Raw genomic sequence first — 25164 nt, forward strand, 5'->3', positions numbered from 1 at the left:
CGTTAAACTACTAAGTTTACAATTTTCCCTTTAACGAAAATGATTTTCTTGGGTTCTTTACCTTCTAAATACCCTTGTATTTGCTCGTTAGCTAAAACAATTTCTCTTACCGCAGCTTCATCTAAGCTTAAGCTTAAATTTAAATTCATCTTCATTTTTCCATTTACCGAAACTGGATAGGCAAACTCGGCCTCTTCTAAATAAATGGGGTTAAAAGTGGGATAGGCTGTAGTTGATAAATTTGTATTACCTAATAGTTCCCATAATTCTTCACAAATGTGAGGTGCATAAGGTGAGAGTACGATCACCAAATCTTGTAGCACTTGACGGTTTTTGCATTTCAAATCCGTAAGTTCATTAACAGCAATCATGAAACTTGATACCGAAGTATTGAACGAAAAACGTTCAACATCGTCTTGCACTTTTTTAATAATCTTATGTAAGGCTTTTAATTCTGCTTTCGAAGGTATTGAATCTTCGACATAAAATACCCAGTCTTCGTTGTGGAACAGACGCCAAAACTTGCGTAAGAACTTAAATACACCCTCAATACCGTTCGTATTCCAAGGTTTGCTTTGTTCTAGCGGACCTAAGAACATTTCGTACATGCGCAAGGTATCGGCACCATAGCTTTCAATCAACACATCGGGATTAACCACGTTGAATTTTGATTTCGACATTTTTTCGACTTCAACGCCACAAATGTATTTGCCGTTTTCGAGAATGAATTCTGCGTTTGCAAATTCGGTTCTAAACGCTTTGAATTTTTCGATATTTAAAATATCATTCTCCACTATATTAACATCAACGTGCAAAGCAATGGTTTTAAATTCTTTTCTTAAGCCAAATGAAACCAATTTATTTGTGCCTCTTCCTTCTTCATCAACCACTCGATACACAAAATTACTCCTCCCCTGTATCATCCCTTGGTTAATCAATTTTTTGAAAGGTTCTTCCTCATTTACATAGCCCAAATCTTTCAAAAATTTGTTCCAAAAACGGCTATACAACAAGTGACCAGTGGCATGTTCAGAACCGCCAATGTATAAATCAACATCCTTCCAATAGGCTATAGCATCTTTTGAAGCAAATTCGCTATCATTTTGCGAATCCATATAACGGTACCAATACCAGCTACTGCCTGCCCAACCCGGCATGGTGCTTAACTCGTAAGTTTCGCCATGGCAGGGCGTCCAATCTTCTGCTCTGCCCAAGGGCGGCTCTCCACTTTCAGTTGGCAAATATTTATCAATCTCTGGTAAAACCAAAGGCAATTCTTCTGATTGGATTAAATACGGTAAACCATTTTTAAAATACACTGGAATAGGTTCGCCCCAATAACGCTGGCGACCAAATATCGCATCGCGCATCCGATAGTTAACTTTTGCTTTACCAACACCCTCGCGTTCTAACCAATGGTTTAAATATGAAACTGCTTCTTTATAGCCTAAGTTATCAATAAATCCAGAGTTAATGTAACGACCTTCTTTCGTGGCATCTGCTTCTACATCAATATTTTTTTGTTCGTCTAAGATTTGAATAATTGGCAAGTTAAAATGTGTGGCAAACAACCAATCGCGCTGATCGCCACTTGGCACACCCATAACTGCTCCAGTTCCGTAGCCTGCTAATACATAATCTGCTATCCAAATCGGCACTTTCTCGCCATTCACCGGATTAATTACATAGCTTCCTGTAAATGCTCCTGAAACGGATTTCGTATCCGCCATGCGATCTAATTCTGATTTTTTCTTGGTTTGGGCAATGTAGGCCTCGATATCATTTCTCTGTGCTTCGGTGGTTAAAACCTTAACCAATTCGTGTTCTGGAGCTAAAACAATAAAAGAAACGCCGAAAATGGTATCAACTCGAGTGGTGAAAACTTCTATATAGTCCGTAGCGTCAACTTTCAAATTTAAACTTTCAACTTTAAATCTCACACTTGCCCCAACACTTTTTCCAATCCAGTTGCGTTGCATTTCCTTAATAGGTTCTGGCCAATCAATCGCGTTTAGCCCTTGTAATAAGCGTTCGGCATAGGCCGAAATACGCATACTCCACTGCATCATTTTCTTTTGCTCAACCGGATAACCACCGCGCTCAGAAAAACCATCTTTCACTTCATCGTTTGCGAGCACAGTTCCCAAAGCTGGGCACCAGTTTACTGTACTTTCTTTCAAGTATGTTAAACGGTATTTCAGTAGTTGAACTTGTTTTTCTTCGGAAGAAAATGTTGACCAATCGCTTGGCAAGAACGGGGTTACATCTTCATCGCACACTGCTTTTACATCAGCATTTCCAGCCGTTTGGAATTTCTCTATCAAGGTAGAAATATCTTCCGCTCTGTCCGTTTCGAGGTTATACCAAGAGTTAAACAACTGCATGAAAATCCACTGAGTCCATTTATAATACCCCGCATCGCTCGTGCGCACCTCACGGCTCCAATCGAAAGAGAACCCAATTTGATCTAATTGCCGACGATAGGTAGCAATATTTGCCTCTGTGGTAATGGCGGGGTGTTGACCGGTTTGTATGGCATACTGCTCTGCAGGTAATCCGAACGAATCGTAGCCCATAGGGTGCAAAACATTAAACCCTTTTAATCTTTTATATCTCGAAAAAATATCAGAAGCGATGTATCCGAGGGGGTGACCAACATGCAAACCTGCTCCCGATGGATAAGGGAACATATCTAACACATAGTATTTTGGCTTGTTGCTATTGGTTTCTGCCTTAAACGTTTGATTTTGCGCCCAAAATTTCTGCCACTTCTCTTCTATCGCTTTAAATTGATAATCCATTGATCTTCGCTTTCTGTAATTGTTGCAAAAATACGGAAAAATAGCATAACAAACTATACTAACCACCTAGGCACATAGTCCACATAGTTTTTAAAGCCCCTTTTCTATGTGTCTTGGGTATCTATATGGTAAAAAGAAAAAGCAATAACCTAAAAGTTAAAAAATGTTAATACCCCACAAAACCTCCATTTTAATTCATAATTTGCTACCCACAACAAACAATTAAAACCATTTAACACTAGTAATATTTACATTTCTGCTTATCTTTCTTTATTTTCGCAGAAACAAAAACAGATACATGGAAGAATTTGAAGTAAGCGAAGCTGCTAAAAAGACAAAAACCATTTATATCTCTACTATTTTTAGTATTGCTTTGGTATTGCTGATGTTGGGTATGTTGGGCTTAATTTTGGTTCATGCGAAGAATTTATCCAACTATGTGAAGGAAAACATTGTTTTGAACATTATTGTTGACGAGGGCGCCAAAGAAACAGATATTTTAGCTTTCCAAAAGCAGTTAAATGGCAATCCGGTAGTTAAACAAACCCTATATGTAAATAAAGAAGTTGCACAACACAACTTAACCAAAGAATTGGGTGAAGATTTTGTGAATTTCTTAGGTTACAATCCATTATTATCTACCATAGATGTGTATCTAAAAGCCGATTATGCAAATACCAAAAGTATTGATGCGTTAAAAATTAGCTTAGAAAAAAATCCAATTGTTAAAGAGGTAATTTACCAGAGCTCATTAATCGACACGGTAAATAAGAATATTAGTACCATTGGTTTAATTGTTTTAGGCTTCGCTATCATACTACTAGTTATTGCTATTGCTTTAATCAACAATACCATTCGTTTAGCTATTTTTTCTCAGCGCTTTTTGATAAAAAGTATGCAGTTGGTAGGTGCAACAAAAAATTTTATACGCAAGCCCTTTATTTTAGTAGCGGCTTTGCACGGCTTAATTGCCTCTTTTATTGCTATCATTATCCTTTTAGGGATTCTATATTATGCGCAAAAAGAAATTCCTGAAATTGTGATTTTAAGAAACTACACTGAGTTCGGTCTGGTACTTATAGCAATGGTTGCGGTTGGTATTTTCATTACAGCAATTAGTACTTTATTTGCGGTTAGCAGATATTTACGTTTAAAACTTTACGACCTTTATAGATAATGGCAGAAAAACAATCAGCTCCTGTAAAACAGGAACAAAAAGTAGAAATGGTTTTCAATAAAAAAAACTATCAATTATTAATTATCAGTATTGCTATTGTAATGCTGGGCTTTATTCTGATGATAGGTAAAGAAGGTGATATTTACGACATCAGAAGAACATTAATTGCCCCTATGACCGTATTATTCGGCTTCGCTTTTGGCATTTATGCTATTTTGAAGAAATAATTTAAATGAATTTCTTCCAAGCATTTATCCTTGCACTAATCGAAGGATTAACCGAATTTTTACCTGTTTCATCAACTGGACACATGATTATTGGCTCTTCGGTAATGGGAATCCAATCTGATCCATTTGTTAAATTATTTACGATCTGCATTCAGTTAGGCGCTATTTTATCGGTAGTTGTTTTGTATTTTAAACGTTTTTTTAAAAGTATTAATTTCTACTATAAATTAATTGTGGCATTTATTCCAGCCGCAGTTTTTGGTATTTTACTGAGCGATAAAATTGATCAAATGCTCGAGAGTCCGCTTACAGTGGGTATTTCTTTAGTGGTTGGGGGTATCATTTTATTATTTGTGGACAAATGGTTTAAACATGCAACCATCACTACCGAAGAAGAAATCAATTATCTTACTGCCCTAAAAATTGGTTTTTTTCAATGCCTAGCGATGATTCCTGGCGTTTCGCGCTCGGGGGCAACGATTGTGGGTGGCATGAGCCAAAATTTAACCAGAAAAGCAGCTGCAGAATTTTCATTTTTCCTAGCCGTACCCACCATGTTTGCGGCAACGGCAAAAAAGTTGCTCGACTTCTATCAAGAAGGGCACACTATCACTACCGATCAGATGCAAGTATTGGCATTTGGCAATGTGGTTGCTTTTATTGTGGCGCTTTTGGCTATTAAAAGCTTTATCGGTTATCTCAATAAAAATGGCTTTAGGGTTTTTGGTTGGTACAGAATCATTGCCGGTGCGGTAATAATCCTATTATTATTATCCGGTCATAGCCTCTCAATTATTTAATATGTAGCTTTGTTGCATAAATTAAATTTCCATTTTGGATCAAACACCAATTCAATTTCCCGATTTCGACTTCGCCGCTGGCGAATTGCTTTTAATTAATAAGCCTTATAAATGGACTTCTTTTGATGTGGTAGGTAAAATCAGGAATTCCCTAAAGCCACTTAAATTAAAAGTGGGGCATGCCGGAACCCTCGACCCTTTAGCTACTGGATTATTAATTATATGTACAGGTAAATTAACCAAGCAGATCGACACCTTCCAGGCAGAAGAAAAAGAATATACAGGAACGATGATTCTTGGCGCAACTACCCCATCGTTTGACATGGAAACTGCCATAGACGCAGAATTCCCTTTCGAGCATTTAACTGATGAGCAAGTTTATAACGCTACTTCAAGCTTTATAGGAGACATTGAGCAATTCCCACCTGCACACTCAGCAGTAAAGGTTAATGGGGAGCGATTGTATGTAAAAGCACGTTTAGGTGAAGCGGTAGAACTTCGTACACGGCATGTAACTGTAAGTGCATTTGAAATTACTCGAATTGCTTTGCCGGAGGTCGACTTTAGAATAGTTTGTAGTAAAGGCACCTACATTCGTTCGTTGGTATCTGATTTTGGAAATAGCTTAGGCGCAGGTGCCTATCTATCGAAACTAACGCGTACGCGAAGTGGCAATTTTTTATTACAAAATGCCTACGAAGTAGCTGATTTGGTTCAGTATCTTCGCAATAAAAGGGATGAACAAGTAAGTAAATAGTTGCCATGGAACATATTAAGCACAAAAAAACTCGTTTATTTAAAGAAGGTACACTTATTCTCTTCGGAGTTGTCTCTGCTTGTTTTGGTTTAAAAAGCTTTTTAATGCCTAACCATTTTATCGATGGCGGAGTTACAGGTATATCGTTATTGTTGAGCACATTAACAGATTGGAATTTATCATATTTGATTGTTATTATTAATATCCCGTTTATTTTAATGGGGTATAAACAAATTGGCCGTGGCTTTGCCATCAAAACCTCAATCGCCATTATCGCGCTTTCGCTCGCGTTGGTGTTTTTGCCCTTTGCGCCCATCACACACGATAAATTGCTCATTGCATTTTTTGGCGGTTTCTTTCTAGGTGGTGGAATTGGCTTGGCGATGCGTGGTGGTTGCGTAATCGATGGAACGGAAGTGCTCGCCTTGTACATTAGTAGAAACAGCATGTTTACTGTAGGCAATATCATCCTCATTTTAAACATCATTATTTTTGCTTTTGCGGCGTATTTTTTAAATATCGAAACTGCACTTTATGCAATACTCACTTACCTTTCGGCCTCAAATACTGTCGATTTTATTGTGAACGGACTAGAAGCTTATACTGGGGTAACGATTATTTCTGAAAAAAATGAAGAAATTAAGCATTTTATCATCGCCGATATGAAAAGGGGCGTTACCATTTATAAAGGCGAAGGTGGCTATTTAGAAAAGAAAGACATCGACATTATTTATACGGTTGTCACAAAACTCGAAATGAGCAAATTGCAATCCGAAATCAGACAAATTGACCCGGATGCTTTTGTGGTACAGCAACAAATTGCAGATCTTAAAGGAGGTGTGGTAAAACGCCAGGTACTTCATTAAAAATAACTTTATTAGGAGGCACGAAGCAATCTTATGAAAATATATAATCAGCTTTCTGAGTTTAAAAAATTAACCAATGCGGTAGTTACCATTGGAACCTTCGATGGTGTACATTACGGTCACCAAAAAATCATTAAACGTTTATGCGAATTGGCGAAAATGAACAATGGAGAAAGTGTAATTCTAACATTTTTCCCGCATCCGCGGATGATTATCGATCCAGAAAATCAGGCTTTGAAAATGATTAACACCATTAGCGAGAAGGCCGAAATGTTGGCCAATTTAGGTGTCGACCATTTAATCATCACCCCTTTTACACGCGATTTTTCAAATTTATGTGCTGCAGATTATATTAAAAATATATTAGTTGATACCATTGGTACCAAACAGCTTATTGTAGGTTATGATCATCGTTTTGGAAAAGACCGACAAGGAGGAATGAAAGATTTAGAAGCCTATGCTAAGGTTTATGATTTTAGCATAGAAGAAATTCCCGAACATGATATTAATGATGTTGCCGTTAGCTCGACTAAAATCCGCACTGCTCTATTAAATGGTGATGTTTCCCTTGCTGCTACTTATTTAGGGTATCCCTTTTCTATTAACGGACCCGTAATTAAGGGCGACAAAATTGGAAGAACCATTGGCTTTCCGACGGCAAATATTTTTGTTGAAGAAACCTATAAGCTGATTCCTGGGGATGGAATTTACGCGGTGACAGTGGAGATGAGTCCTCAGTCTGGAGTCGATAGTCCAGAGTCTATCTCTTCTTCAGAAATTAGACTTAAGAATCAGGACTTAGGACTCAAGCCTTATCAAGGAATGGCCTACATAGGCCAACGCCCAACCATAAATGGAATGACCCGCAATATCGAAGTTAATATTTTCGATTTTAACCATGAAATATACGGTCAAACCATTAAAATGAATTTCTTAAAATTCTTGCGCCACGATGTAAAGTTTACTGGATTAGAGGCGTTAAAAGAACAATTGTATCAAGACAAGCAAAACACGTTGGCGTTCTTCAATCAAGTTAAAAATTCAATGTAGTGCTTTAAACACTGAAAAGACCAAAATTTTTTAGTATATTTAAAGCAATGAGGATTTTTATCACTGTTTTAATGTTGCTCAGTTGCTATTCATCACCTCTTTACGCAAAAAAGATGGATATGCGTGCTACAACTCAAAAATTCGGCGAAAAATCAACTAATTTCAATAAAAAGTACAGGAATTCGTTAAAAACGGAGTTTTTCTTACATCAATTAGATTTTTTATACCCTACAAATCAAAATCACCCGCTATTTCCCGATCATTTCGGAATAGTGGATAAGGAAGCTTTGCTTTATTCTACAGAAATTGATTTTAACCACTCAATCCACAAGGAATTCAATTGTGTTTTTAATTTTCAATATCTCTATCCAAAGCATAGTTTTTGGTAATTTTTAAGGCTATTTCTTTAAAAATTATCCTTTAAAAAACCATTGCTTTAGTTATGATCCATTTACCTGTATTGATTGCCGATTTAGGTCTTATCCTTGCCGCTGCCGGGGTGATTACACTTTTATTTAAAAAAATTAAACAACCGCTTGTATTAGGCTATATTTTAGCTGGCCTACTTGTTGGTCCGCATCTCGATTTTTTCCCAACCATTACCGATTACAAGAGCATAAACATTTGGGGAGAAATTGGTGTGATTTTCCTTCTATTTAGCTTAGGCCTCGAGTTTAGCTTTAAGAAACTAGTAAAAGTAGGCGGTTCGGCGTCTATCACAGCTAGTGTTAAAGTTGTATTCTTAATACTTGCAGGGTATTTAGTAGGCTTAGCTATGGGTTGGGGCAATATGGACAGTCTTTTTCTGGGCGGGATACTTTCTATTTCATCGACCATGATTACCATAAAAGCTTTCGAAGAGTTAGGCATAAAGCATAAAAAATTCGCAGGTTTAGTTTTTGGAGTACTAATTGTTGAGGATTTAGTGGCGATTCTGATCTTGGTGATGTTTTCTACTTTAGCCGTAAGTCAACAATCGGCCGGAACAGAAATGCTTATCTCTATTTTAAAACTAAGCTTCTTTTTGGTGTTATGGTTTATTGGAGGGATATTTTTAGTGCCTACCTTCTTACGGGTCACCAAAAAACTAATGAACGATGAGACCATGTTAGTGGTATCGTTGGCCTTATGCTTAATTATGGTTATGTTGGCCGACCAGGTAGGCTTTTCTCCGGCCTTGGGCGCATTTATTATGGGTTCTATTTTAGCAGAAACCACCCAAGCCGAGCGCATCGAACATTTAACAAAATCGGTAAAAGATTTATTTGCAGCGGTATTTTTTGTTTCGGTTGGGATGCTAATCGATCCTAAAATTCTTGCCGAATATGCGGGCACAATCATCATCCTTTCGTTAGTGGTTATCACAGGAAAACTCTTGTTTACCGTTTTAGGAGCGTTATTAGCTGGTCAGCCTCTAAAGACCTCCGTACAAACGGGGATGAGTTTGGCACAAATAGGTGAGTTTTCTTTTATCATCGCCGCATTAGGTACAAGCTTAAACGTAACCAGCAGTTTTCTTTATCCTATTGCGGTAGCGGTAGCAGCGATCACTACATTTACTACGCCTTATCTTATCAAGTTCTCCGAACCTTTTTACAATTACTTAGAACGTGTTTTACCACAAAGGTGGGTAGATGCCATCGGTAGATACAGTTCGAGCACGGCAGGCATTACTACCCTAAGCGATTGGAAAATTCTTTTACGTTCTTATGTTTCTAATACTATAATCCACTCAGTTGTAATTATCTCGATAATTTTTCTTTCTTATCGCTATGTGCAGCCCTTTATAGCCATTCATTTCGATAACGAGAAAAGTGTACTTATTATCAGTGTGGTGGTTTCTTTTGTGTTGATGTCGCCTTTTTTATGGGCTTTATCTATTCGCAGGATTCAAAAAACGGCCTATTCACATCTTTGGTTGAATAAAAAATATACCCGAGGCCCCTTAATTGCTATCGAGTTTTTTAGAATAGCCTTAGGCATTTTCTTTGTCGGTTTCTTAATGTACGAATTTTTTGAAACCTGGATTACTGTAAGTATTGCGCTTGTACTGATTGTGTTTGGAATGGGAATTTTTTCGCACAAGCTACAATCTTTCTACAATAAATTGGAAAAGCGTTTCATGCTTAATTTGAATGATCGTGAAAATCAAAAACCTGATATTCTACCATGGGATACTCATTTAACCGAGTTAAAAGTTTCGCCAGAATCGGAAGTAGTAGGAAAAACCTTGGCCGAATTAATGATTAGAGAAAAGTACGGGGTAAATATCGCATTAATAGAACGAGGTAGAAATACCATTCCAACACCAGGTAGAGATGAGCGACTTTACCCAAATGATAAGCTTTTACTCATTGGTGCCGATGATCAATTGGCCGCCGTAAAATTGTTACTCGAAGTAGATTTACCCGAGATTAATGAAGTTGCTTTTCCAGATAAAGAAATGACGTTGCAGAAAGTAATTGTTAATACGGCATCTCCGGTTTTTGGTTTAAGCATTCGAAATGCAGGTATTAGAGAGAAAGCGCAAGCCTTGGTGGTTGGAATAGAAAGAGGTGAAAATAGAATATTAAACCCTTCGTCTGATTTTGTGTTCGATAATGGCGATGTAATTTGGATTGTAGGAAATAATAAGAAGATTAAGGAGGTGATTTAGGGAGGTGAGTTACGAGGTTGTGAGTTCTGAATTGCAGGTTTTATCTCAAAAGTCGTACTCTCAAACGAGGGAAGCGAGGATAGAACTAAAGAATTATTAATATCTTAGTTTTAATGAAGAAGATAGACCCAGAAAAAAGCGAATTTTTAGACGAGATGATCGATCACTGGGAAAGTGAAAATCTTATCGAAGAAGCTACTGCCGCAAGACTTCGTAAAAGTTATGAAGCGAAGTTGTTCGATTGGAGACGACTAGCGCAATATTCGTTTTGGATAGCAATGGCCTGTGGGGTTATTTCGCTTGGTGCTTTATTAATTGACAAAACACTACTTAACTATATCGAAAAACTTTACAACACACCAAATAGCATTATTAGCCTTTTATCCGCTTCGACAGCAGCCTGTTTATTTATAATTGGTTTTAGAAGAAAAAAATCGAAACCTGAGTTAGTTTTTAGCAATGAAGCTTTAATTCTTACAGCGGTAATGCTTACCGCGAATGCCATAGCTTATTTTGGAAAATCGTTAGGCAGCGGAAATAATCACTTTTCGATCTTAATTTTGATAGCCGTAATCGTATATGCTGTACTGGCGTATGTGTTTAAGTCGAGGCTAATCTGGATATTTACCTTACTTTCTTTTGGTGCTTGGTTTGGCACCGAAACAGGTTATTTATCGAAATGGAGCTGGTATTTTATGGGTCTAAATTATCCTTTACGATTTGTGCTATTTGGTCTGGCCCTTACTTCACTCTCTTTTTTACTTAAAGGAAAAAAGAAATTCGATCATTTCTTTACCACTACCTACATGAGTGGGATGGTATATTTGTTTTTATCGTTATGGCTACTATCCATTTTTGGAAATTATGGTATTTTAGAAGATTGGTATGCTGTAAAGCAAATTTCCCTCTTTTATTGGGCAATTGTATCGGCCATTTCCTGCCTCATTAGTATTTATATAGGGTTAAAGCACCACGACGAAATTGCTAGAGAATTTGGAATAACTTTCTTATTTATAAATTTATATACTCGTTATTTCGAATATTTTTGGGACAATTGGCATAAAGCTTTGTTTTTCTCGGTTTTGGCTATTTCGTTTTGGTTAATTGGAAGAAAAGCAGAGAAGATATGGAAGTTAAATTGATCGAGATTGCCATTATCTCCCTAAAAACTGCTTTACCCTTTCTCTATTGGCTTTCGAAACCGGAATTTTGTCCCCATTATTCATGAGCAAGACGCCCCCGTCTTCTTTCAGCCAACTTTTCACAAAGGAAGGGTTAACCAAGTGACTTTGGTGGGAGCGCAGGAAACCTTGCGGCTTGAGCAGATCAGCATACTCCTTTAACGGTTTTGAAATTAATATTTTATCACCATTGTTTAAATAGAAATAGGTATAGGTATTATCGGCTTCGCATCTCATAATACTGTTGATGCTTATGTATCTAATCTCATTATGTTGAGGTAAAGCTATTTTTTGAATACTTTTTTCGGGCGATTTGATTTGTTGGAGTAAAAAATTTAACTGTTCATTTTGAATTTTGTTTAAAACCCTTACTTCCGCCTTTGTTACAGCAGCAATAAGCTCATCTGGATTCACAGGCTTTAAAAGATAATCTAGTGCCGCAAATTTTACAGCCTGAATACCATAATTATCGTAAGCGGTTACGAAGACGACTTCAAAGGATTTATCGTGAAGCTGATTTAGCAAATCGAAGCCAGACATTTTCCCCATTTGAATATCTAAAAATAGTAAATCTGGCTTGTGAAGACCGATTATTGAGATGGCTTCATTAAGATGAATTGCAGTTGCTACGATTTTAACTTGAGGGCAATACTTAGCCAGCAAAATTGCTAAAATTTGTACATTTGCTACCTCATCATCTACTATAATTGCACGCATATTAAAGCCATTGAGTTAAAGTTATCGTTATTTCAGAACCCATTTCTGAAGAATCAAGAGTTAATAGAAATTCAGTTTCAGGATAAATCGTGTTCAATAAAGATATTCTGTTTTTACTAAGTTGCAACCCTAAACCTGTGTAATTTTGGTCCGTTTCAAATCCAACACCATTATCTTTAACCTTTAGCACCAAATTCTGGTCTTGTTTCGTAAAATAAATCGCTATTTCACCAGCATTGCCCATATGCGAAATGCCATGTTTAACCGCATTCTCCACAAATGGTTGCAAAAGCATCGATGGAATTTCGATATTATCAAGTGCCAATTGCTCATCAACTATTAACCGATAATTAAACCCAAATCTAAACTGTTCCATTTGTAGATAATCTTCAAGCAAAGTTTTTTCTTCGGCGAGACTGATTAATTCTTTACCATCTAATACATTGCGCGTTAAACGCGAAAATTTTCCCAAATATCGATTGGCTTCATCAATTTTATCCGTATTCATTAGGTTCTGAATACCCGCTAAAGCGTTAAACATAAAGTGGGGATTAAGTTGAGCGCGTATGCTATTCAGTTGTGTCCTAGAAAGCTCCTTTTGCTGCTTAGCAAAGTTTAATCTCTTTAAATTTTTCCGTTTAAGATAAGTCATACTTAGCCCTAAAATTGTCCCAAAAATAACACAGGCTACGATCGCTATTAATACAAATTCTTTACGCGAAAAATTAAATTCAGGATTTAGCATGGGTAAAACGGTAAACTTGTAAGCAACCTCTTTATCTTTTAAGTAGTCAATCTTTCTTCCCCCAATGCTATTCAGCCTTGGCGTAAATGTAACTTCGTACTTACCAGGTTTATTCCAATATTCTTTATACAGGTAAAATGACCCATTGGTTTCGCCGAGTTCAACAAGCTCATCACTATCGCCTACACTACGTTTTAAGCTAACTTGATAATTATATGGCGTAGGCAGGTTTTGCGAATGAAACCCGATTCGTACTAATGAATCTCCAAGGATAAATTTTACATCGTTTAAGGTATCTGTAGCAATAAAATTATTATTTGTAGATCTTCTGTCATTGCCTAAGGAACCCGAAAGAAGCGACCTTCCAAAAGATTTTTTACGATAATCTACAGAGGCCCAAAATTTTAACGGTCTGGGCGTTCTCCAATCAATAATGATGGCATCACGATCTTTATAATTGTGAATGTTATAGATTTCTATAAAAATAAATTGATTTTCTTTATACTCAATCTTCCCAAGTTCACAATAACTCGACGAATTGTCGCTTGTTTTTTTAAATACCGTTGGCATCTTCCAACCGATTAGCTCTTTGTTGTCGTTCTGAATTATCCTGTATCGATAATTTTTAGCGGTAGCTGGGCTAATTAGGCCATCTATAACTTCAACATCAGATTTTCCCGAGATTAGAATTGTATTTCTATATAAAGTTCCCCACTTCCAGTTGTTACCTTGGTAAATCTTAGCTCCAGTATTCTTTTCAAATCTGAGCGCTATCGACTGCCTCGGAAATGGAAATTTGAAAGCCAATGAACTTATGCCCCAGAAACGATCTTCTTCCAGTCTATTTAGTCGTTCTTTATCCTTAACGCGCTGCACTTGTTGAGGTGTTCCTTTACGTAAATCAAATAAGGTCTGATCATCGTATCTCAAGTATTTTGATGAATCTGATTTTTTTACGTGCATGCCGCCAGAATTGGGGACCATAATATAAACGCCATCACCAATAGAAGACTTTTTTTGCCCTAATGCTATCAGGCAATTCAGTGATAAACCAATAATAAAAAAACCTATTTTCATGTTACTTGCTAATTTCACGATTTAAAATAGCCATTAATTTCTCAGGTTCACTAGGTCTAACCGCATCGCTATCTACAATTTTACCTTGCTTATCGATAATAATAAATCGGGGGATAAAATTTGCCTGATATGATTTTGCAAAAGCATCCTCGGTATCCTCCAACTGCAGCCAATTCATCTGATCTTTTTTAATGATTTCGTATCGACGAGCTCTATTTTTTGCATCAAATGAAGCAATACTTATAATTTGAACTTTATCATTGTTCTTTAATTGATCATAAATTTTCTTCAAATAGGGTGTTTCTTCCTTACACGGACCACACCAACTTGCCCAAAGGTCGATATAAATAACCTTTCCTTTCATTTCGGCTAACTGATAAAATTTTCCACTCGTATCGGCTAAATTAAATAAAGGTGATGGTGCACCAGCTTGTAAAGCCATAGCGGCTTTAAGCCGAGTAGCTTCGAGTGCTCTAACGGATTTCTGAACAATTGGGTCATCAATCCTCTCAATAAAGGGTTGTAACCTTTTAAAATCTTCAACTTTATAGAGTGAAGTCATTTTAGACGGAATATGATCGTATGCATAATAATCATACACCTTACCAGAGTAAAATTTCGCAGCTAAGTACAGACTATAATTTCCTTCTTTTTTAACCAAACTATCTGCAGCAAATGCATTATAATTATCGCAATAAAACGGATATGAGGTAACAAGGTAAGAGAAACTGCTACTCATTAAATTCCTTTCGTCTTTAAACTCCTCTAACAAGGATTTATAGCCCAATTTTGCAATCATGCCTTGAATCTGTGCCCAGGTATAGGAATTTTCGTAGGCGTAAGAACTATAGATCGCTATAAATTTGCCGAAGTGTATGTCCAACTGAATTGACTGTCTGAAATAATCTGCTGAAGGTTCTTTGTTGTCGGCCGTGAAAACTTTATCCATTGCAGCAGCCTGCTTTCCTGTATTTAAGTAAGCGATGTAATCGTTTTCATTTTTCTTTACCCATTTGGTGGTGTCGGACTTAAAATTTCCCAACAATCCTTTCCAATACCCATTAGTTTTACTACCCAAGCCTTGATAAACTAAGCTAGATCGAGTTGAAGCATAATCTTTAACATCTGCATGAATTTGCAAGTCATATCCCGGAGCAATAAAGAGTTGAATCTGAATCTGTTTTCTATTGGTTAGATTGGCGCGAAAAGGAGCAATAATTTGGGTTGTACTATAATAAAAAGTACCATCCGCATTCACCTTTACAGAATCTTTAAAACTACCAGTACTCGGAACGATCTCTAATACTTTATCAGTACAGTTCAATAATTTTCCGCTTACAATAGTTTTTTGCTGAGCGCTAGTGTGCAAAGCTAAGCACCACAATAGGCATACCATTAAAATTTTGTTCATTTTGCTATAATTTGATGGTTAAAACTCAACAAATTAATCTTCGCGAAAAATAGAGGTAAAGAATTATGCATACATCACCTAGTATTTGTAAGGTTTTTTAAAGAATTGGGAAAGATTGAAAATCTCGACCAACTAGACGAGATTGCAAATCTAGACTAACAGCTAAAAAAAGCGGTTAACCCAAATAAATCAGTGTCTGCTTAATCACCAAATATAAAGCCAACGCAAAAAGGAACAAAGCAATAGAACGGTTAATAAGATGACTACTCAATGCAAATTTCTCCTGAATATATTTCGCAAAATGCGCATATCCGTACAAAGCTAAAGCTGAACCTAAGCCCGAACCAATGCTAAAAATAACGAGCGACAAATAATTGGTTTGTATCCAATCGTGTAAGATTACATAATTTCCAAAAAACAACCAGAATGGAATTTGTACCGGATTGAGCACACCTAATAACATTCCATAAAAAACACTGCCTTTTCTGCTTCTATTATCTTCGGCCCTTGTTTTAGGTATTTTTTTACGATTAACCCAGGTAATGGTGCCCATCACGATAAAGAGCATAATCATAAAAGCATCAACGTAAGTTCCCAATCGTACTTCGCTGATATTCGAATCCAAACTTACGTCGCTCGAAATCCACCGGGCAAAACGCATCATGCCAAAGGTAAAACACACCTCAACGCACGAAAAAGATAAGATAAAATACAAAGCCTGACGCATCCCCTTATTAATGGTGAGTTGCGCCACAGTTAAGTTAATATTCCCAGGAGGAATATACCCCATTGCATTTAAAACAATGCCTATAACAAAGGTTAATAAGAGCATATTTCGCTAAGATACTAGTTTTTTAGGTGTGCTTTTAAAAATTGGCCCGTATACGAGTTTTTTGCATCTCGCAAGTCTTCAGGAATTCCCTCAAATACAACATTCCCACCTCCATCTCCCCCCTCGGGGCCAATGTCGATTACCCAATCGGCGCACTTAATCATATCCATATTATGCTCAATCACCAAAATCGTATTGCCTTGCTCAATTAATGTATTTAATGCTTTTAACAATTTCTTAATATCGTGGAAATGCAAACCCGTAGTTGGCTCATCAAAAATGAACATGGTTTTATTGGCATTATTTCCTTTAATTAAAAAAGAAGCTAATTTAATACGTTGTGCTTCACCACCAGAAAGTGTATTCGACGACTGCCCTAAATGAACATACCCCAAGCCTACATCCAACAAAGGATTTAGCTTTTGCAAAATTTTTGGTTCTTTAGCGAAAAAATCAACCGCTTCCTCTATCGTTAAATCTAAAATATCGGCAACATTTTTATCTTGATAAGTAATATCTAATACTTGTTGCTTAAATCTTCTTCCCCCACATGTTTCACAAGGCAAATAAATATCTGCCATAAACTGCATTTCTATTTTAACTTCTCCTTCGCCCTGACAGGTGTCGCATCTACCACCCTCTACATTAAAAGAGAAGGCTGCGGGTTTTAATCCACCCGCCTTTGCTGCCGGCAATGACGAAAATAACGCCCGAATATCGTCCCAGGCTTTTACATAGGTAACGGGATTAGAACGCGACGAACGCCCTATCGGATTTTGATCTACCATTTCTACCTGGCTTACCAAATCGATATTCCCAAAAATACCATCATACAATCCCGTTTGTTCGCCAGCATAATTCCCTATTGCCTTTTGCAAAGCAGGATATAATATTTTCTTCACCAAACTCGTTTTCCCAGAACCCGAAACGCCACTTACGCAAGTAAATACACCTAAAGGAAATTTAACATCGATATTTTTTAAATTATTTTCTCGAGCGCCCTTAATGAAAATGTGATCTTTCCACGATCTTCGTTTTGCCGGCAATGCAATTTCTTCCTTACCTGCCAAATAACGACCAGTTAAGGAAGCATTATCTTTAATAATTTCTTTGTAGGTACCACTAAATACCAAATAACCACCATGTGTTCCTGCCTCAGGACCAATATCGATAATATGATCCGCAGCTTTCATCATTTCTTCTTCATGCTCTACTACTAAAACGGTATTTCCAACATTTCGTAACGACTGCAACACTTCGATAAGCTTATGCGTATCGCGAGGATGAAGACCGATGCTAGGTTCGTCCAATACATATACTGAGCCCACCAAACTGCTTCCCAATGAAGTGGCAAGGTTAATGCGCTGACTTTCGCCTCCGGATAAAGTATTTGATAAACGATTTAGTGTTAAATATCCTAACCCTACATTATTAAGATATAAAACTCGATTCGTAATTTCGGCCAATAAACGCTTCGCAATTTTCTGCTCAGTTTCGGAAAGGGTTAGCGCTTCAAAAAATGGAAGAATAGTAGATAAGGGCATCAGTACCATATCTAATATCGATTTACCGCCTATTTTAACATACGAAGCATCTTTGCGCAAACGAGTGCCTTTGCAATCTGGGCAAACCGTTTTTCCACGGTAACGTGATAACATTACCCGGTATTGTATTTTATAGGTCTGCTCTTCTAATTCCTTAAAAAATTGGTCTAATCCTTCAAAATATTTGTTACCCGTCCAAATTACCCGTTGTTGATTCTCCGTTAATTCACTATAAGAACGATGTATAGGAAAATCGAACTTATCCGCATTTTTAATAAATTTTTTTAACCAATCGCCCATTTTTTCGCCTCGCCATGGGGCGATTGCATTATCGTACACGCTTTTGCTCTTGTCAGGCACCACCAAATCTTCATCAATACCAATTACATTTCCGTATCCTTCGCAACGCTTACACGCTCCATATGGGTTATTAAAACTGAAAAAATTAGGCGTTGGTTCTTCAAAACGTACGCCATCAAGTTCGAAACGATCGCAGAAAAAAGTTTGCTTATCCTCGTATTCTACAAAGCAATCTCCCTTACCTTCGAAAAAAGCCGTCTGTACCGAATCGGCAATTCGACTTACCGTTTCTTCTTCTTGGTTAACAATAATACGATCAATTAGTATTCGAATGGTATTGGTATCAGTAAGCTCAACATCAGCAACTGATTCGTCGGCCAATACCTCTTCAATCTTAGCAATTTTTCCTTTAAAATAAACCCGTAAAAATCCCTTTTGTAATAACACGGCAAGTTCTTCTTTAATGCTGCGATTATTATGTGGGTGTAACGGGCAAAATATGGTTACAACACTTTCGTTTCCAAGCTTGATAATAAAATCGACAACCGTAGTAACCGAGTCTTTTTTAACCACTGCTCCCGATACTGGAGAATAGGTAATTCCAATTCTCGAAAATAGCAGTTTAAGATAATCGTAAATCTCGGTCGATGTACCCACCGTAGAACGAGGATTAGAAGTAATCACTTTTTGCTCGATTGCGATGGCAGGAGCAATACCTTTAATATAATCTACATCAGGTTTATTCATGCGCCCCATAAACTGGCGGGCATAAGACGATAAACTTTCTACATAACGGCGTTGCCCTTCGGCGTATAAGGTATCGAAAGCTAAAGATGATTTCCCAGAACCCGACATCCCAGTAATTACTACCAATTTGTTTTTTGGAATAGCTACGTCAATATTCTTCAGATTGTGTACCCTTGCCCCCTTTATGATGATGTGTTGATGTGGATCTTTCTCTATTTCCTTACTCATTTACCGCTTTATAGAATGTAGCTAATATAGTCCAAAATTACCATTTTGGTTTAAACCGCCTCAAAAATAAGGTGGGTTTTACAAAATTTTACATTATTTAACATATTTTTTATTGTATTATTAAAAAAAAATACGTCATTTGCAATAACACAATCACACAATTGTTAACCAATATCTTAAAAACTGAGGAGAAAAGCTATAGATTAAAAATCTACTTTATTTATTTTTTAATAAAACAAAGGAACTTTTTTACGCACTCCTATGAAATTACAGCAGTATAGTGATCAAGATTTGGTGAAGTTATATCTTAACGGAGAAGAAACCGTTATAGCTGAGCTCTTAAGACGCCATAAATCAAAAATATATACTTCGATTTACTTATTGGTTAAAGATCAATATTTAGCTGAAGACATATTCCAAGACGCCTTTATCAAGGTAATTAATACCCTACGCAGCGGCAGATATAACGAAGAAGGTAAATTTTTACCTTGGGTAATGCGCATTGCACATAATTTGGTAATCGATTATTTTAGACGAGAGAAACGTGCCCCCGTAATAACCAGTGCCGATGGAACCGATGTGCTAAACCTTATCCAGATACTCGAAGAAAGTGCCGAAGATCGGATGCTTCGTGAGCAAACCCATGTAGATTTAAGAGCAATGATTCAATTATTGCCCGACGAACAAAAAGAGGTACTAATTATGCGCCATTATGCAGATTTAAGTTTCAAAGAAATTGCCGATTTAACCGAGGTTAGCATCAATACTGCATTAGGGCGGATGAGATATGCACTTAGTAACCTTCGTAAAATGATGAAGGTAAAAGAAGTAAGCACTAGAGGAGAAATTTAATTCACCAAAACCGTGGTTTTAATTGAAAATATACGGTTTTAACATCCTAATTACTTAGTTGTTAGAATTTTATTTGGCTTACATAAAATATTATGTATATTCAATAAAATAAAGAATAATAATAGGCGTTAAGAACTAAAACTAAATATATTTTTTGCGTATGGTTAAAACCTCTACTTCACCTAATTCTGTAAATTTTTCTAGCCCAGTTCCCGCCGAACAAGCGGTTGAGCAAGCTAATGATCAAGATGAAATGTTTTATAACAACATCAAACCTCAATTAGACCAGCTTATTAAAGATCCATCTAACGAAACGATAGAGAAGATCTTAGCTTATGCTAAAACGAAGTAATTTACATAAGGTATCACTTCTCTTTAACAAAATTCAAATTTTGTCTAAGTTTACAAGTGATACCTTTTTTGTATCACAATCTTGCAATAATTCAAAAGCTAACCATCGTTCGGTATAAAAAAATTCTACCTTTGCTTAGTGTATTTTAAACACTAAGCAAAATGATTGATAAAAAACTGCTCCCATTAACATTTGGCGGATTAGGCATCGGAATTACAGAGTTTGTAATGATGGGTTTATTACCAGATATCGCAAAAGATTTAAACGTAACCATCCCTCAAGCGGGTTATTTAATCTCCGCCTATGCGCTTGGCGTGGTTATCGGAGCGCCATTACTCGTGAGCATCGCTGGCAAATATCCACCAAAAAAAATACTGATTGCGTTAATGATCATGTTTACGGCATTCAACGCTTTTTCAGCTTTCGCACCAACATTTAGCTCGCTATTTATTGCTCGCTTATTTTCAGGATTACCGCATGGTGCATTTTTTGGTGTAGGTTCTGTAGTGGCAAGCCGAATTGCCGAAAAAGGAAAGGCCGCTCAAGCAGTTTCGTTAATGTTTGCTGGCTTAACCATAGCTAACATTGTCGGTGTTCCGCTTGGTACTTTTATTGGTCATAATTTCTCTTGGCGCTTTTCGTTTGCCATTGTGGTATTTGTTGGACTCATCACGCTATTTAGTTTAAAAGCATGGCTACCTGCCTTGCCAGCTAGCAAAAACCGAGACTTAAAAAAGGAATTGGGATTTTTCAAAAAGCAGGATGCATGGATCATCATCTTAATGATTTCTATAGGTACTGGAGGACTGTTTACTTGGTATAGTTATATTGCGCCATTAATGACAACCGTTGCAGGTTTTTCTGCAGATAGCGTAACCTATATCTTAATGCTTGCCGGGATAGGCATGATGGTTGGGAATTTCTTTGGTGGGTATTTGGCCGACCGCTTTTCTCCAGTTAAAGCAACGGCAACACTTTTGTTGATGATGGTTCTCACATTAGTAATTGTTCATTACGTTTCGTTCAATCCCATTTTGGCATTAGTGATGACGTTTATCACAGGGGCCGTCTCTTTCGCCTTGGCAGCACCCATACAAATGTTGATGATTAATACGGCTAAGGGCTCGGAAATGATTGCCGCATCGGTTAGTCAGGCGAGTTTTAATATCGGAAATGCATTAGGTGCATTTTTTGGTGGACTACCTTTAATTTATGGATATGATTACACCTCACCCGCTGCTGTAGGCGCTGCCATGGCATTAGTTGGTGCACTTTTTGCTTTTTGGTTGATATTGAAACATGCTTCAATAAAGCGTTTTAGATTAGTTAACGCATAAATCAAAGCACTTCTCAAGTTTTAGCTTCCTGGAGGAGACGCACCGATTATTTTCCATCCTAATCGTCGGACTTTCGGACACCAATTTCGGACTGTTGCCCTCTTCCATTTTACATTTTACATGCTATCTTTGTCCATGCTAAAAAAAGAAAGGTATCGTAATTTTGTTGCGCATTTCGAAACGAAACAGCCAAATGCCGAAACAGAATTGCATTACAATAATCCTTATCAATTATTAGTTGCGGTGATTTTATCTGCACAATGCACCGATAAAAGGATCAATCAAGTTACCCCAGCCCTTTTTCAACGGTTCCCAAATGCAAAGGCACTTGCCCAAACTACACCAGACATTGTATTCGATTATATTAGAAGTGTAAGTTACCCGAATAATAAAGCAAAGCACTTGGTGGGCATGGCCAATATGTTAGTTAACGAATTTAACGACCAAGTTCCTTCTGATGTAGACCAACTGCAAAAAATGCCTGGTGTGGGGCGCAAAACAGCAAATGTAATTGCCTCTGTGGTTTATGATGCCCCTGCAATGGCCGTTGATACGCATGTTTTTAGAGTAGCGAACCGACTGGGCTTAACTAAAGGTAAAACACCTTTGGCCGTTGAGAAAGATTTAGTTAAAAATTTACCTGAACATACCATAGCAATGGCCCATCATTGGCTTATTCTTCATGGAAGATATGTATGTGTGGCTCGTAATCCGAAATGTAGCATTTGTGAGCTTACCCATTTTTGTCAGTATTTCGAGAAAGCGATTAAAACTAAAGAAATTAGCTTAACTGTTGATAAATAAAATTTATTTTTCAAAATATTTGTGTTTATCAAAATAAAATTAATATGTTTGCTAAAGTTATTAGCAATCGAATTTTAATTACTAGCCGATACTTTATTTTATATTTAGCCTCAGATGAAACAGATTAAAGACATGAATCCAAACACAGAAAAATTAAAAGCTCTACAACTAACTTTAGACAAGTTAGAAAAATCATACGGAAAAGGATCAGTAATGAAACTTGGAGATCAAGCCGTTGAAGCGATTGAATCCATTTCTACTGGCTCTATCAGTTTAGACATCGCATTAGGCATTGGCGGTGTTCCAAAAGGTCGTGTAATTGAAATATATGGCCCAGAATCATCTGGTAAAACCACTTTGGCAACACATATCATCGCCGAAGCGCAGAGAAAAGGAGGAATCGCAGCATTTATCGATGCAGAGCACGCGTTCGATAAATTTTATGCAAAAAAATTGGGTGTTGATGTAGATAATCTATTAATTTCTCAACCCGATAACGGCGAGCAAGCATTGGAGATTGCTGATAATTTAATTCGTTCTGGGGCGATAGATGTAATCGTGATCGATTCTGTTGCAGCCTTAGTACCGAAGGCCGAAATTGAAGGGGAAATGGGAGACAGCAGAATGGGACTACAGGCACGTTTAATGAGCCAGGCGCTCCGAAAACTAACCGGAACTATTGCTAAAACTGGGTGTTGCTGTATTTTCATTAATCAATTACGTGAAAAAATTGGGGTGATGTTCGGTAATCCTGAAACCACTACTGGAGGTAATGCTTTAAAATTTTATGCATCAGTGCGTTTAGATATTAGAAGAACTTCACAAATTAAAGACTCGGATGAAGTATCGGGTAACCGAGTAAAAGTTAAAATCGTTAAAAATAAAGTTGCTCCACCTTTCCGTATTGCCGAATTCGACATCATGTTTGGCGAAGGAATTTCTAAAACGGGTGAAATTATCGATTTAGGTGTAGATTTCAACATCATCAAAAAAGCAGGCTCATGGTTCTCTTATGGCGATACCAAATTAGGACAGGGTAGAGATGCTGTTAAACAATTGTTGATGGACAATCCTGAACTTTCTGAAGAAATTGAAGCAAAAATCAGAACAGAAGTAACTGGCGAGAAACTAGAAGAGAAAGAGGGCTAAGCGTTAGCAGTTAGCAGTTAGCAGTTAGCAGTTAGCAGTTAGCAGTTAGCAGTTAGCAAAAATAAATACGGGAAAGGAATTAAATTCTTTTCCCGTATTTTTATGTACTATGTTGCGAAGCATTATCGGTAATGATCATGAGCCATACAAAAGCACTGCCTCTACGTTAACCTCATCCACCGATCTTCAAATCATTCGGGTAGCACAACACTATCCCCGGCACAAACATTAAAAGAATGGATTGAAAGCCGACAGTTTGTCTTACTTTGCTGCTAATGAAAAAGTAAGTAGCCCTGCGGCAATGAGCGCCTATTTTACCTAAAACTTGAAGCCTTAGGTGCTTGCTGCCCATCTGGCTGTGTATATTTCTTATCCAATTTGATAATCGAATACGCTGCGATAACCATCCCTGCAACCAATAACAATAACCCAATATAACTTCTTTTTTTATCCTGTTTAATTAACCAAACTAAAAAAAGAATTAAAGGAAGAAGTAATAATCCAAAAAATATAAAACTTGTAGCTGCCATAATCGATAATTTAAAAATTCATTCTTGCCATCGGCGAAATCTCTTGCCCTACAAAATCTCCTGCTAAAAATTTATGGTATCCTGCTATGGCAATCATACCTGCATTATCTGTACAATACTGAAAAGCTGGAATATATACGTTCCACCCCATGCTCTCTTTAGCATTGAGCAATGCTTTCCGTAATCCTGAATTGGCCGATACCCCACCTGCGATGGCAATTTCGTTACAATTATATTGCTTCGCCGCCTTTTTTAACTTAGTCAACAATATATTTACAATACTATGTTGAACCGAAGCACAAATATCATTTAAGTTCTCTTCAATAAAAGAAAGATTTTCCTTTTGCTTGTCCCGTATAAAGTACAATATCGCGGTTTTAAAACCACTAAAACTAAAATTCAAATCCTGAATTTGAGGTACAGGAAATTTAAATGCTAAAGGATTTCCAAGTTGTGCGTATTTATCAATCAACGGACCACCTGGATAAGGAAGATTTAATAGTTTAGCCGTTTTATCAAACGCCTCTCCTGCTGCATCATCTAAGGTTTCACCAACAATTTCCATGTCGAAATAATCTCTTACCAATACAATTTGCGTATGTCCGCCAGAAACGGTTAGGCATAAAAATGGAAAATTAGGCTTTGGATCATCAATAAAATGCGCCAAAATATGAGCCTGCATGTGATTTACAGCAATTAATGGCAAATTTAAAGCTAAAGCAAAAGATTTTGCAAACGATACTCCTACCAATAATGCACCTAATAAGCCCGGGCCTTGTGTAAAGGCAACTGCATTGACGTCCTTTTTGTTAACTTTGGAAATTGTTAGGGCTTGCTGAATGGCTGGCACAATGTTTTGCTGATGAACTCTTGATGCCAATTCTGGAATTACCCCTCCATAATTTTCATGAATTGTTTGGTTTGCAATAACATTGGCAGTAATTTTGCCGTTGTTACAAATAGCAACTGAGGTTTCGTCGCAAGAAGATTCGATGGCTAAGATTATCGACACGTTTATTATTAA

The 25164-nt window shown here is 37.1% G+C and carries 22 protein-coding genes; 14 read left to right on the forward strand and 8 right to left on the reverse strand.

Features of this window, described 5'->3' with window-relative positions:
* Positions 1 to 2 precede the first annotated feature (2 nt).
* Positions 3 to 2801, reverse strand: coding sequence for a leucine--tRNA ligase (gene leuS, locus WG904_RS08930; RefSeq protein WP_339578963.1), 2799 nt, complete (start codon positions 2799 to 2801; stop codon positions 3 to 5).
* A 298-nt stretch (positions 2802 to 3099) separates the two neighbouring features.
* Between leuS and WG904_RS08935 the strand changes: the two genes are divergently transcribed.
* The 9 genes from WG904_RS08935 (at position 3100) to WG904_RS08975 (ending at position 11476) form a co-directional block, all read left to right on the forward strand.
* Positions 3100 to 3978, forward strand: coding sequence for a cell division protein FtsX (locus tag WG904_RS08935; RefSeq protein ID WP_339578964.1), 879 nt, complete (start codon positions 3100 to 3102; stop codon positions 3976 to 3978).
* The gene (locus WG904_RS08940; RefSeq protein WP_339578965.1) at positions 3978 to 4205 is read left to right on the forward strand and encodes a DUF3098 domain-containing protein; all 228 of its coding nucleotides are present in this window, start codon (positions 3978 to 3980) and stop codon (positions 4203 to 4205) included. The genes WG904_RS08935 and WG904_RS08940 overlap by 1 nt, the downstream gene beginning before the upstream one ends.
* A 5-nt stretch (positions 4206 to 4210) precedes the next feature.
* Positions 4211 to 5005 (forward strand): undecaprenyl-diphosphate phosphatase, encoded by a 795-nt coding sequence (locus tag WG904_RS08945; RefSeq protein WP_339578966.1) that lies wholly within the window; start codon positions 4211 to 4213, stop codon positions 5003 to 5005.
* Between the two features lie 31 nt (positions 5006 to 5036).
* Positions 5037 to 5762, forward strand: coding sequence for a tRNA pseudouridine(55) synthase TruB (truB, locus tag WG904_RS08950; RefSeq protein ID WP_339579330.1), 726 nt, complete (start codon positions 5037 to 5039; stop codon positions 5760 to 5762).
* 5 nt (positions 5763 to 5767) lie between these two features.
* A complete protein-coding gene (locus WG904_RS08955) occupies positions 5768 to 6628 on the forward strand; it encodes a YitT family protein (protein ID WP_339578967.1) in 861 nt (286 codons plus the stop codon).
* Between the two features lie 33 nt (positions 6629 to 6661).
* Entirely contained in the window at positions 6662 to 7678 is a 1017-nt protein-coding gene (locus WG904_RS08960; protein WP_339578968.1) for a bifunctional riboflavin kinase/FAD synthetase, read from the forward strand.
* Positions 7679 to 7725: 47 nt separating this feature from the next.
* A complete protein-coding gene (locus tag WG904_RS08965) occupies positions 7726 to 8067 on the forward strand; it encodes a hypothetical protein (RefSeq protein ID WP_339578969.1) in 342 nt (113 codons plus the stop codon).
* A gap of 53 nt (positions 8068 to 8120) precedes the next feature.
* Positions 8121 to 10334, forward strand: coding sequence for a cation:proton antiporter domain-containing protein (locus WG904_RS08970; RefSeq protein WP_339578970.1), 2214 nt, complete (start codon positions 8121 to 8123; stop codon positions 10332 to 10334).
* Positions 10335 to 10447: 113 nt separating this feature from the next.
* Complete coding sequence (locus tag WG904_RS08975; protein WP_339578971.1) at positions 10448 to 11476, forward strand: DUF2157 domain-containing protein; 1029 nt, start codon at positions 10448 to 10450, stop codon at positions 11474 to 11476.
* A gap of 12 nt (positions 11477 to 11488) precedes the next feature.
* Here the strand turns inward: WG904_RS08975 and WG904_RS08980 are convergent, their stop codons facing one another.
* The 5 genes from WG904_RS08980 to uvrA form a co-directional block, all read right to left on the reverse strand.
* Positions 11489 to 12232: a LytR/AlgR family response regulator transcription factor gene (locus tag WG904_RS08980; RefSeq protein WP_339578972.1), complete on the reverse strand. Its 744-nt coding sequence runs from the start codon at positions 12230 to 12232 to the stop codon at positions 11489 to 11491.
* Position 12233: 1 nt separating this feature from the next.
* A complete protein-coding gene (locus WG904_RS08985) occupies positions 12234 to 14054 on the reverse strand; it encodes a sensor histidine kinase (RefSeq protein WP_339578973.1) in 1821 nt (606 codons plus the stop codon).
* Between the two features lies 1 nt (position 14055).
* Positions 14056 to 15465 carry a TlpA family protein disulfide reductase gene (locus WG904_RS08990; RefSeq protein ID WP_339578974.1) on the reverse strand — a complete coding sequence of 470 codons (1410 nt, stop codon included), beginning with the start codon at positions 15463 to 15465 and terminating at the stop codon, positions 14056 to 14058.
* A gap of 175 nt (positions 15466 to 15640) precedes the next feature.
* Positions 15641 to 16297, reverse strand: coding sequence for a LysE family transporter (locus WG904_RS08995; RefSeq protein WP_339578975.1), 657 nt, complete (start codon positions 16295 to 16297; stop codon positions 15641 to 15643).
* 14 nt (positions 16298 to 16311) lie between these two features.
* Positions 16312 to 19116: an excinuclease ABC subunit UvrA gene (uvrA, locus tag WG904_RS09000; RefSeq protein ID WP_339578976.1), complete on the reverse strand. Its 2805-nt coding sequence runs from the start codon at positions 19114 to 19116 to the stop codon at positions 16312 to 16314.
* Positions 19117 to 19377: 261 nt separating this feature from the next.
* Here uvrA and WG904_RS09005 point away from each other — a divergent pair, with 261 nt between their 5' ends.
* The 5 genes from WG904_RS09005 to recA all read left to right on the forward strand — a co-directional run bounded on the left by WG904_RS09005 (position 19378) and on the right by recA (position 23610).
* Complete coding sequence (locus tag WG904_RS09005; RefSeq protein ID WP_339578977.1) at positions 19378 to 19968, forward strand: RNA polymerase sigma factor; 591 nt, start codon at positions 19378 to 19380, stop codon at positions 19966 to 19968.
* A gap of 160 nt (positions 19969 to 20128) precedes the next feature.
* Entirely contained in the window at positions 20129 to 20320 is a 192-nt protein-coding gene (locus tag WG904_RS09010; protein WP_339578978.1) for a hypothetical protein, read from the forward strand.
* A gap of 161 nt (positions 20321 to 20481) precedes the next feature.
* Positions 20482 to 21657, forward strand: coding sequence for an MFS transporter (locus tag WG904_RS09015; RefSeq protein ID WP_339578979.1), 1176 nt, complete (start codon positions 20482 to 20484; stop codon positions 21655 to 21657).
* A gap of 135 nt (positions 21658 to 21792) precedes the next feature.
* Entirely contained in the window at positions 21793 to 22461 is a 669-nt protein-coding gene (gene nth / locus WG904_RS09020) for an endonuclease III (protein WP_339578980.1), read from the forward strand.
* Positions 22462 to 22593: 132 nt separating this feature from the next.
* Complete coding sequence (recA, locus tag WG904_RS09025; RefSeq protein ID WP_339579331.1) at positions 22594 to 23610, forward strand: recombinase RecA; 1017 nt, start codon at positions 22594 to 22596, stop codon at positions 23608 to 23610.
* A 314-nt stretch (positions 23611 to 23924) separates the two neighbouring features.
* Here the strand turns inward: recA and WG904_RS09030 are convergent, their stop codons facing one another.
* Together WG904_RS09030 and tsaD are read right to left on the reverse strand one after the other, a co-directional pair.
* Positions 23925 to 24140 carry a hypothetical protein gene (locus WG904_RS09030; RefSeq protein WP_339578981.1) on the reverse strand — a complete coding sequence of 72 codons (216 nt, stop codon included), beginning with the start codon at positions 24138 to 24140 and terminating at the stop codon, positions 23925 to 23927.
* Positions 24141 to 24150: 10 nt separating this feature from the next.
* Positions 24151 to 25152 (reverse strand): tRNA (adenosine(37)-N6)-threonylcarbamoyltransferase complex transferase subunit TsaD, encoded by a 1002-nt coding sequence (gene tsaD, locus WG904_RS09035; RefSeq protein ID WP_339578982.1) that lies wholly within the window; start codon positions 25150 to 25152, stop codon positions 24151 to 24153.
* Between the last annotated feature and the right edge of the window lie 12 nt (positions 25153 to 25164).

The organism is Pedobacter anseongensis, assembly GCF_037482965.1.
Taxonomy (GTDB): Bacteria; Bacteroidota; Bacteroidia; order Sphingobacteriales; family Sphingobacteriaceae; genus Pedobacter; species Pedobacter anseongensis.

Bases quoted from the DNA above. Each gene is read 5' to 3' on its own strand.
- leuS (WP_339578963.1), bottom strand. From the start codon at position 2,801: ATGGATTATCAATTTAAAGCGATAGAAGAGAAGTGGCAGAAATTTTGG.
- WG904_RS08935 (WP_339578964.1), top strand. From the start codon at position 3,100: ATGGAAGAATTTGAAGTAAGCGAAGCTGCTAAAAAGACAAAAACCATT.
- WG904_RS08940 (WP_339578965.1), top strand. From the start codon at position 3,978: ATGGCAGAAAAACAATCAGCTCCTGTAAAACAGGAACAAAAAGTAGAA.
- WG904_RS08945 (WP_339578966.1), top strand. From the start codon at position 4,211: ATGAATTTCTTCCAAGCATTTATCCTTGCACTAATCGAAGGATTAACC.
- WG904_RS08955 (WP_339578967.1), top strand. From the start codon at position 5,768: ATGGAACATATTAAGCACAAAAAAACTCGTTTATTTAAAGAAGGTACA.
- WG904_RS08960 (WP_339578968.1), top strand. From the start codon at position 6,662: ATGAAAATATATAATCAGCTTTCTGAGTTTAAAAAATTAACCAATGCG.
- WG904_RS08965 (WP_339578969.1), top strand. From the start codon at position 7,726: ATGAGGATTTTTATCACTGTTTTAATGTTGCTCAGTTGCTATTCATCA.
- WG904_RS08970 (WP_339578970.1), top strand. From the start codon at position 8,121: ATGATCCATTTACCTGTATTGATTGCCGATTTAGGTCTTATCCTTGCC.
- WG904_RS08975 (WP_339578971.1), top strand. From the start codon at position 10,448: ATGAAGAAGATAGACCCAGAAAAAAGCGAATTTTTAGACGAGATGATC.
- WG904_RS08980 (WP_339578972.1), bottom strand. From the start codon at position 12,232: ATGCGTGCAATTATAGTAGATGATGAGGTAGCAAATGTACAAATTTTA.
- WG904_RS08985 (WP_339578973.1), bottom strand. From the start codon at position 14,054: ATGAAAATAGGTTTTTTTATTATTGGTTTATCACTGAATTGCCTGATA.
- WG904_RS08990 (WP_339578974.1), bottom strand. From the start codon at position 15,465: ATGAACAAAATTTTAATGGTATGCCTATTGTGGTGCTTAGCTTTGCAC.
- WG904_RS08995 (WP_339578975.1), bottom strand. From the start codon at position 16,297: ATGCTCTTATTAACCTTTGTTATAGGCATTGTTTTAAATGCAATGGGG.
- uvrA (WP_339578976.1), bottom strand. From the start codon at position 19,116: ATGAGTAAGGAAATAGAGAAAGATCCACATCAACACATCATCATAAAG.
- WG904_RS09005 (WP_339578977.1), top strand. From the start codon at position 19,378: ATGAAATTACAGCAGTATAGTGATCAAGATTTGGTGAAGTTATATCTT.
- WG904_RS09010 (WP_339578978.1), top strand. From the start codon at position 20,129: ATGGTTAAAACCTCTACTTCACCTAATTCTGTAAATTTTTCTAGCCCA.
- WG904_RS09015 (WP_339578979.1), top strand. From the start codon at position 20,482: ATGATTGATAAAAAACTGCTCCCATTAACATTTGGCGGATTAGGCATC.
- nth (WP_339578980.1), top strand. From the start codon at position 21,793: ATGCTAAAAAAAGAAAGGTATCGTAATTTTGTTGCGCATTTCGAAACG.
- recA (WP_339579331.1), top strand. From the start codon at position 22,594: ATGAATCCAAACACAGAAAAATTAAAAGCTCTACAACTAACTTTAGAC.
- WG904_RS09030 (WP_339578981.1), bottom strand. From the start codon at position 24,140: ATGGCAGCTACAAGTTTTATATTTTTTGGATTATTACTTCTTCCTTTA.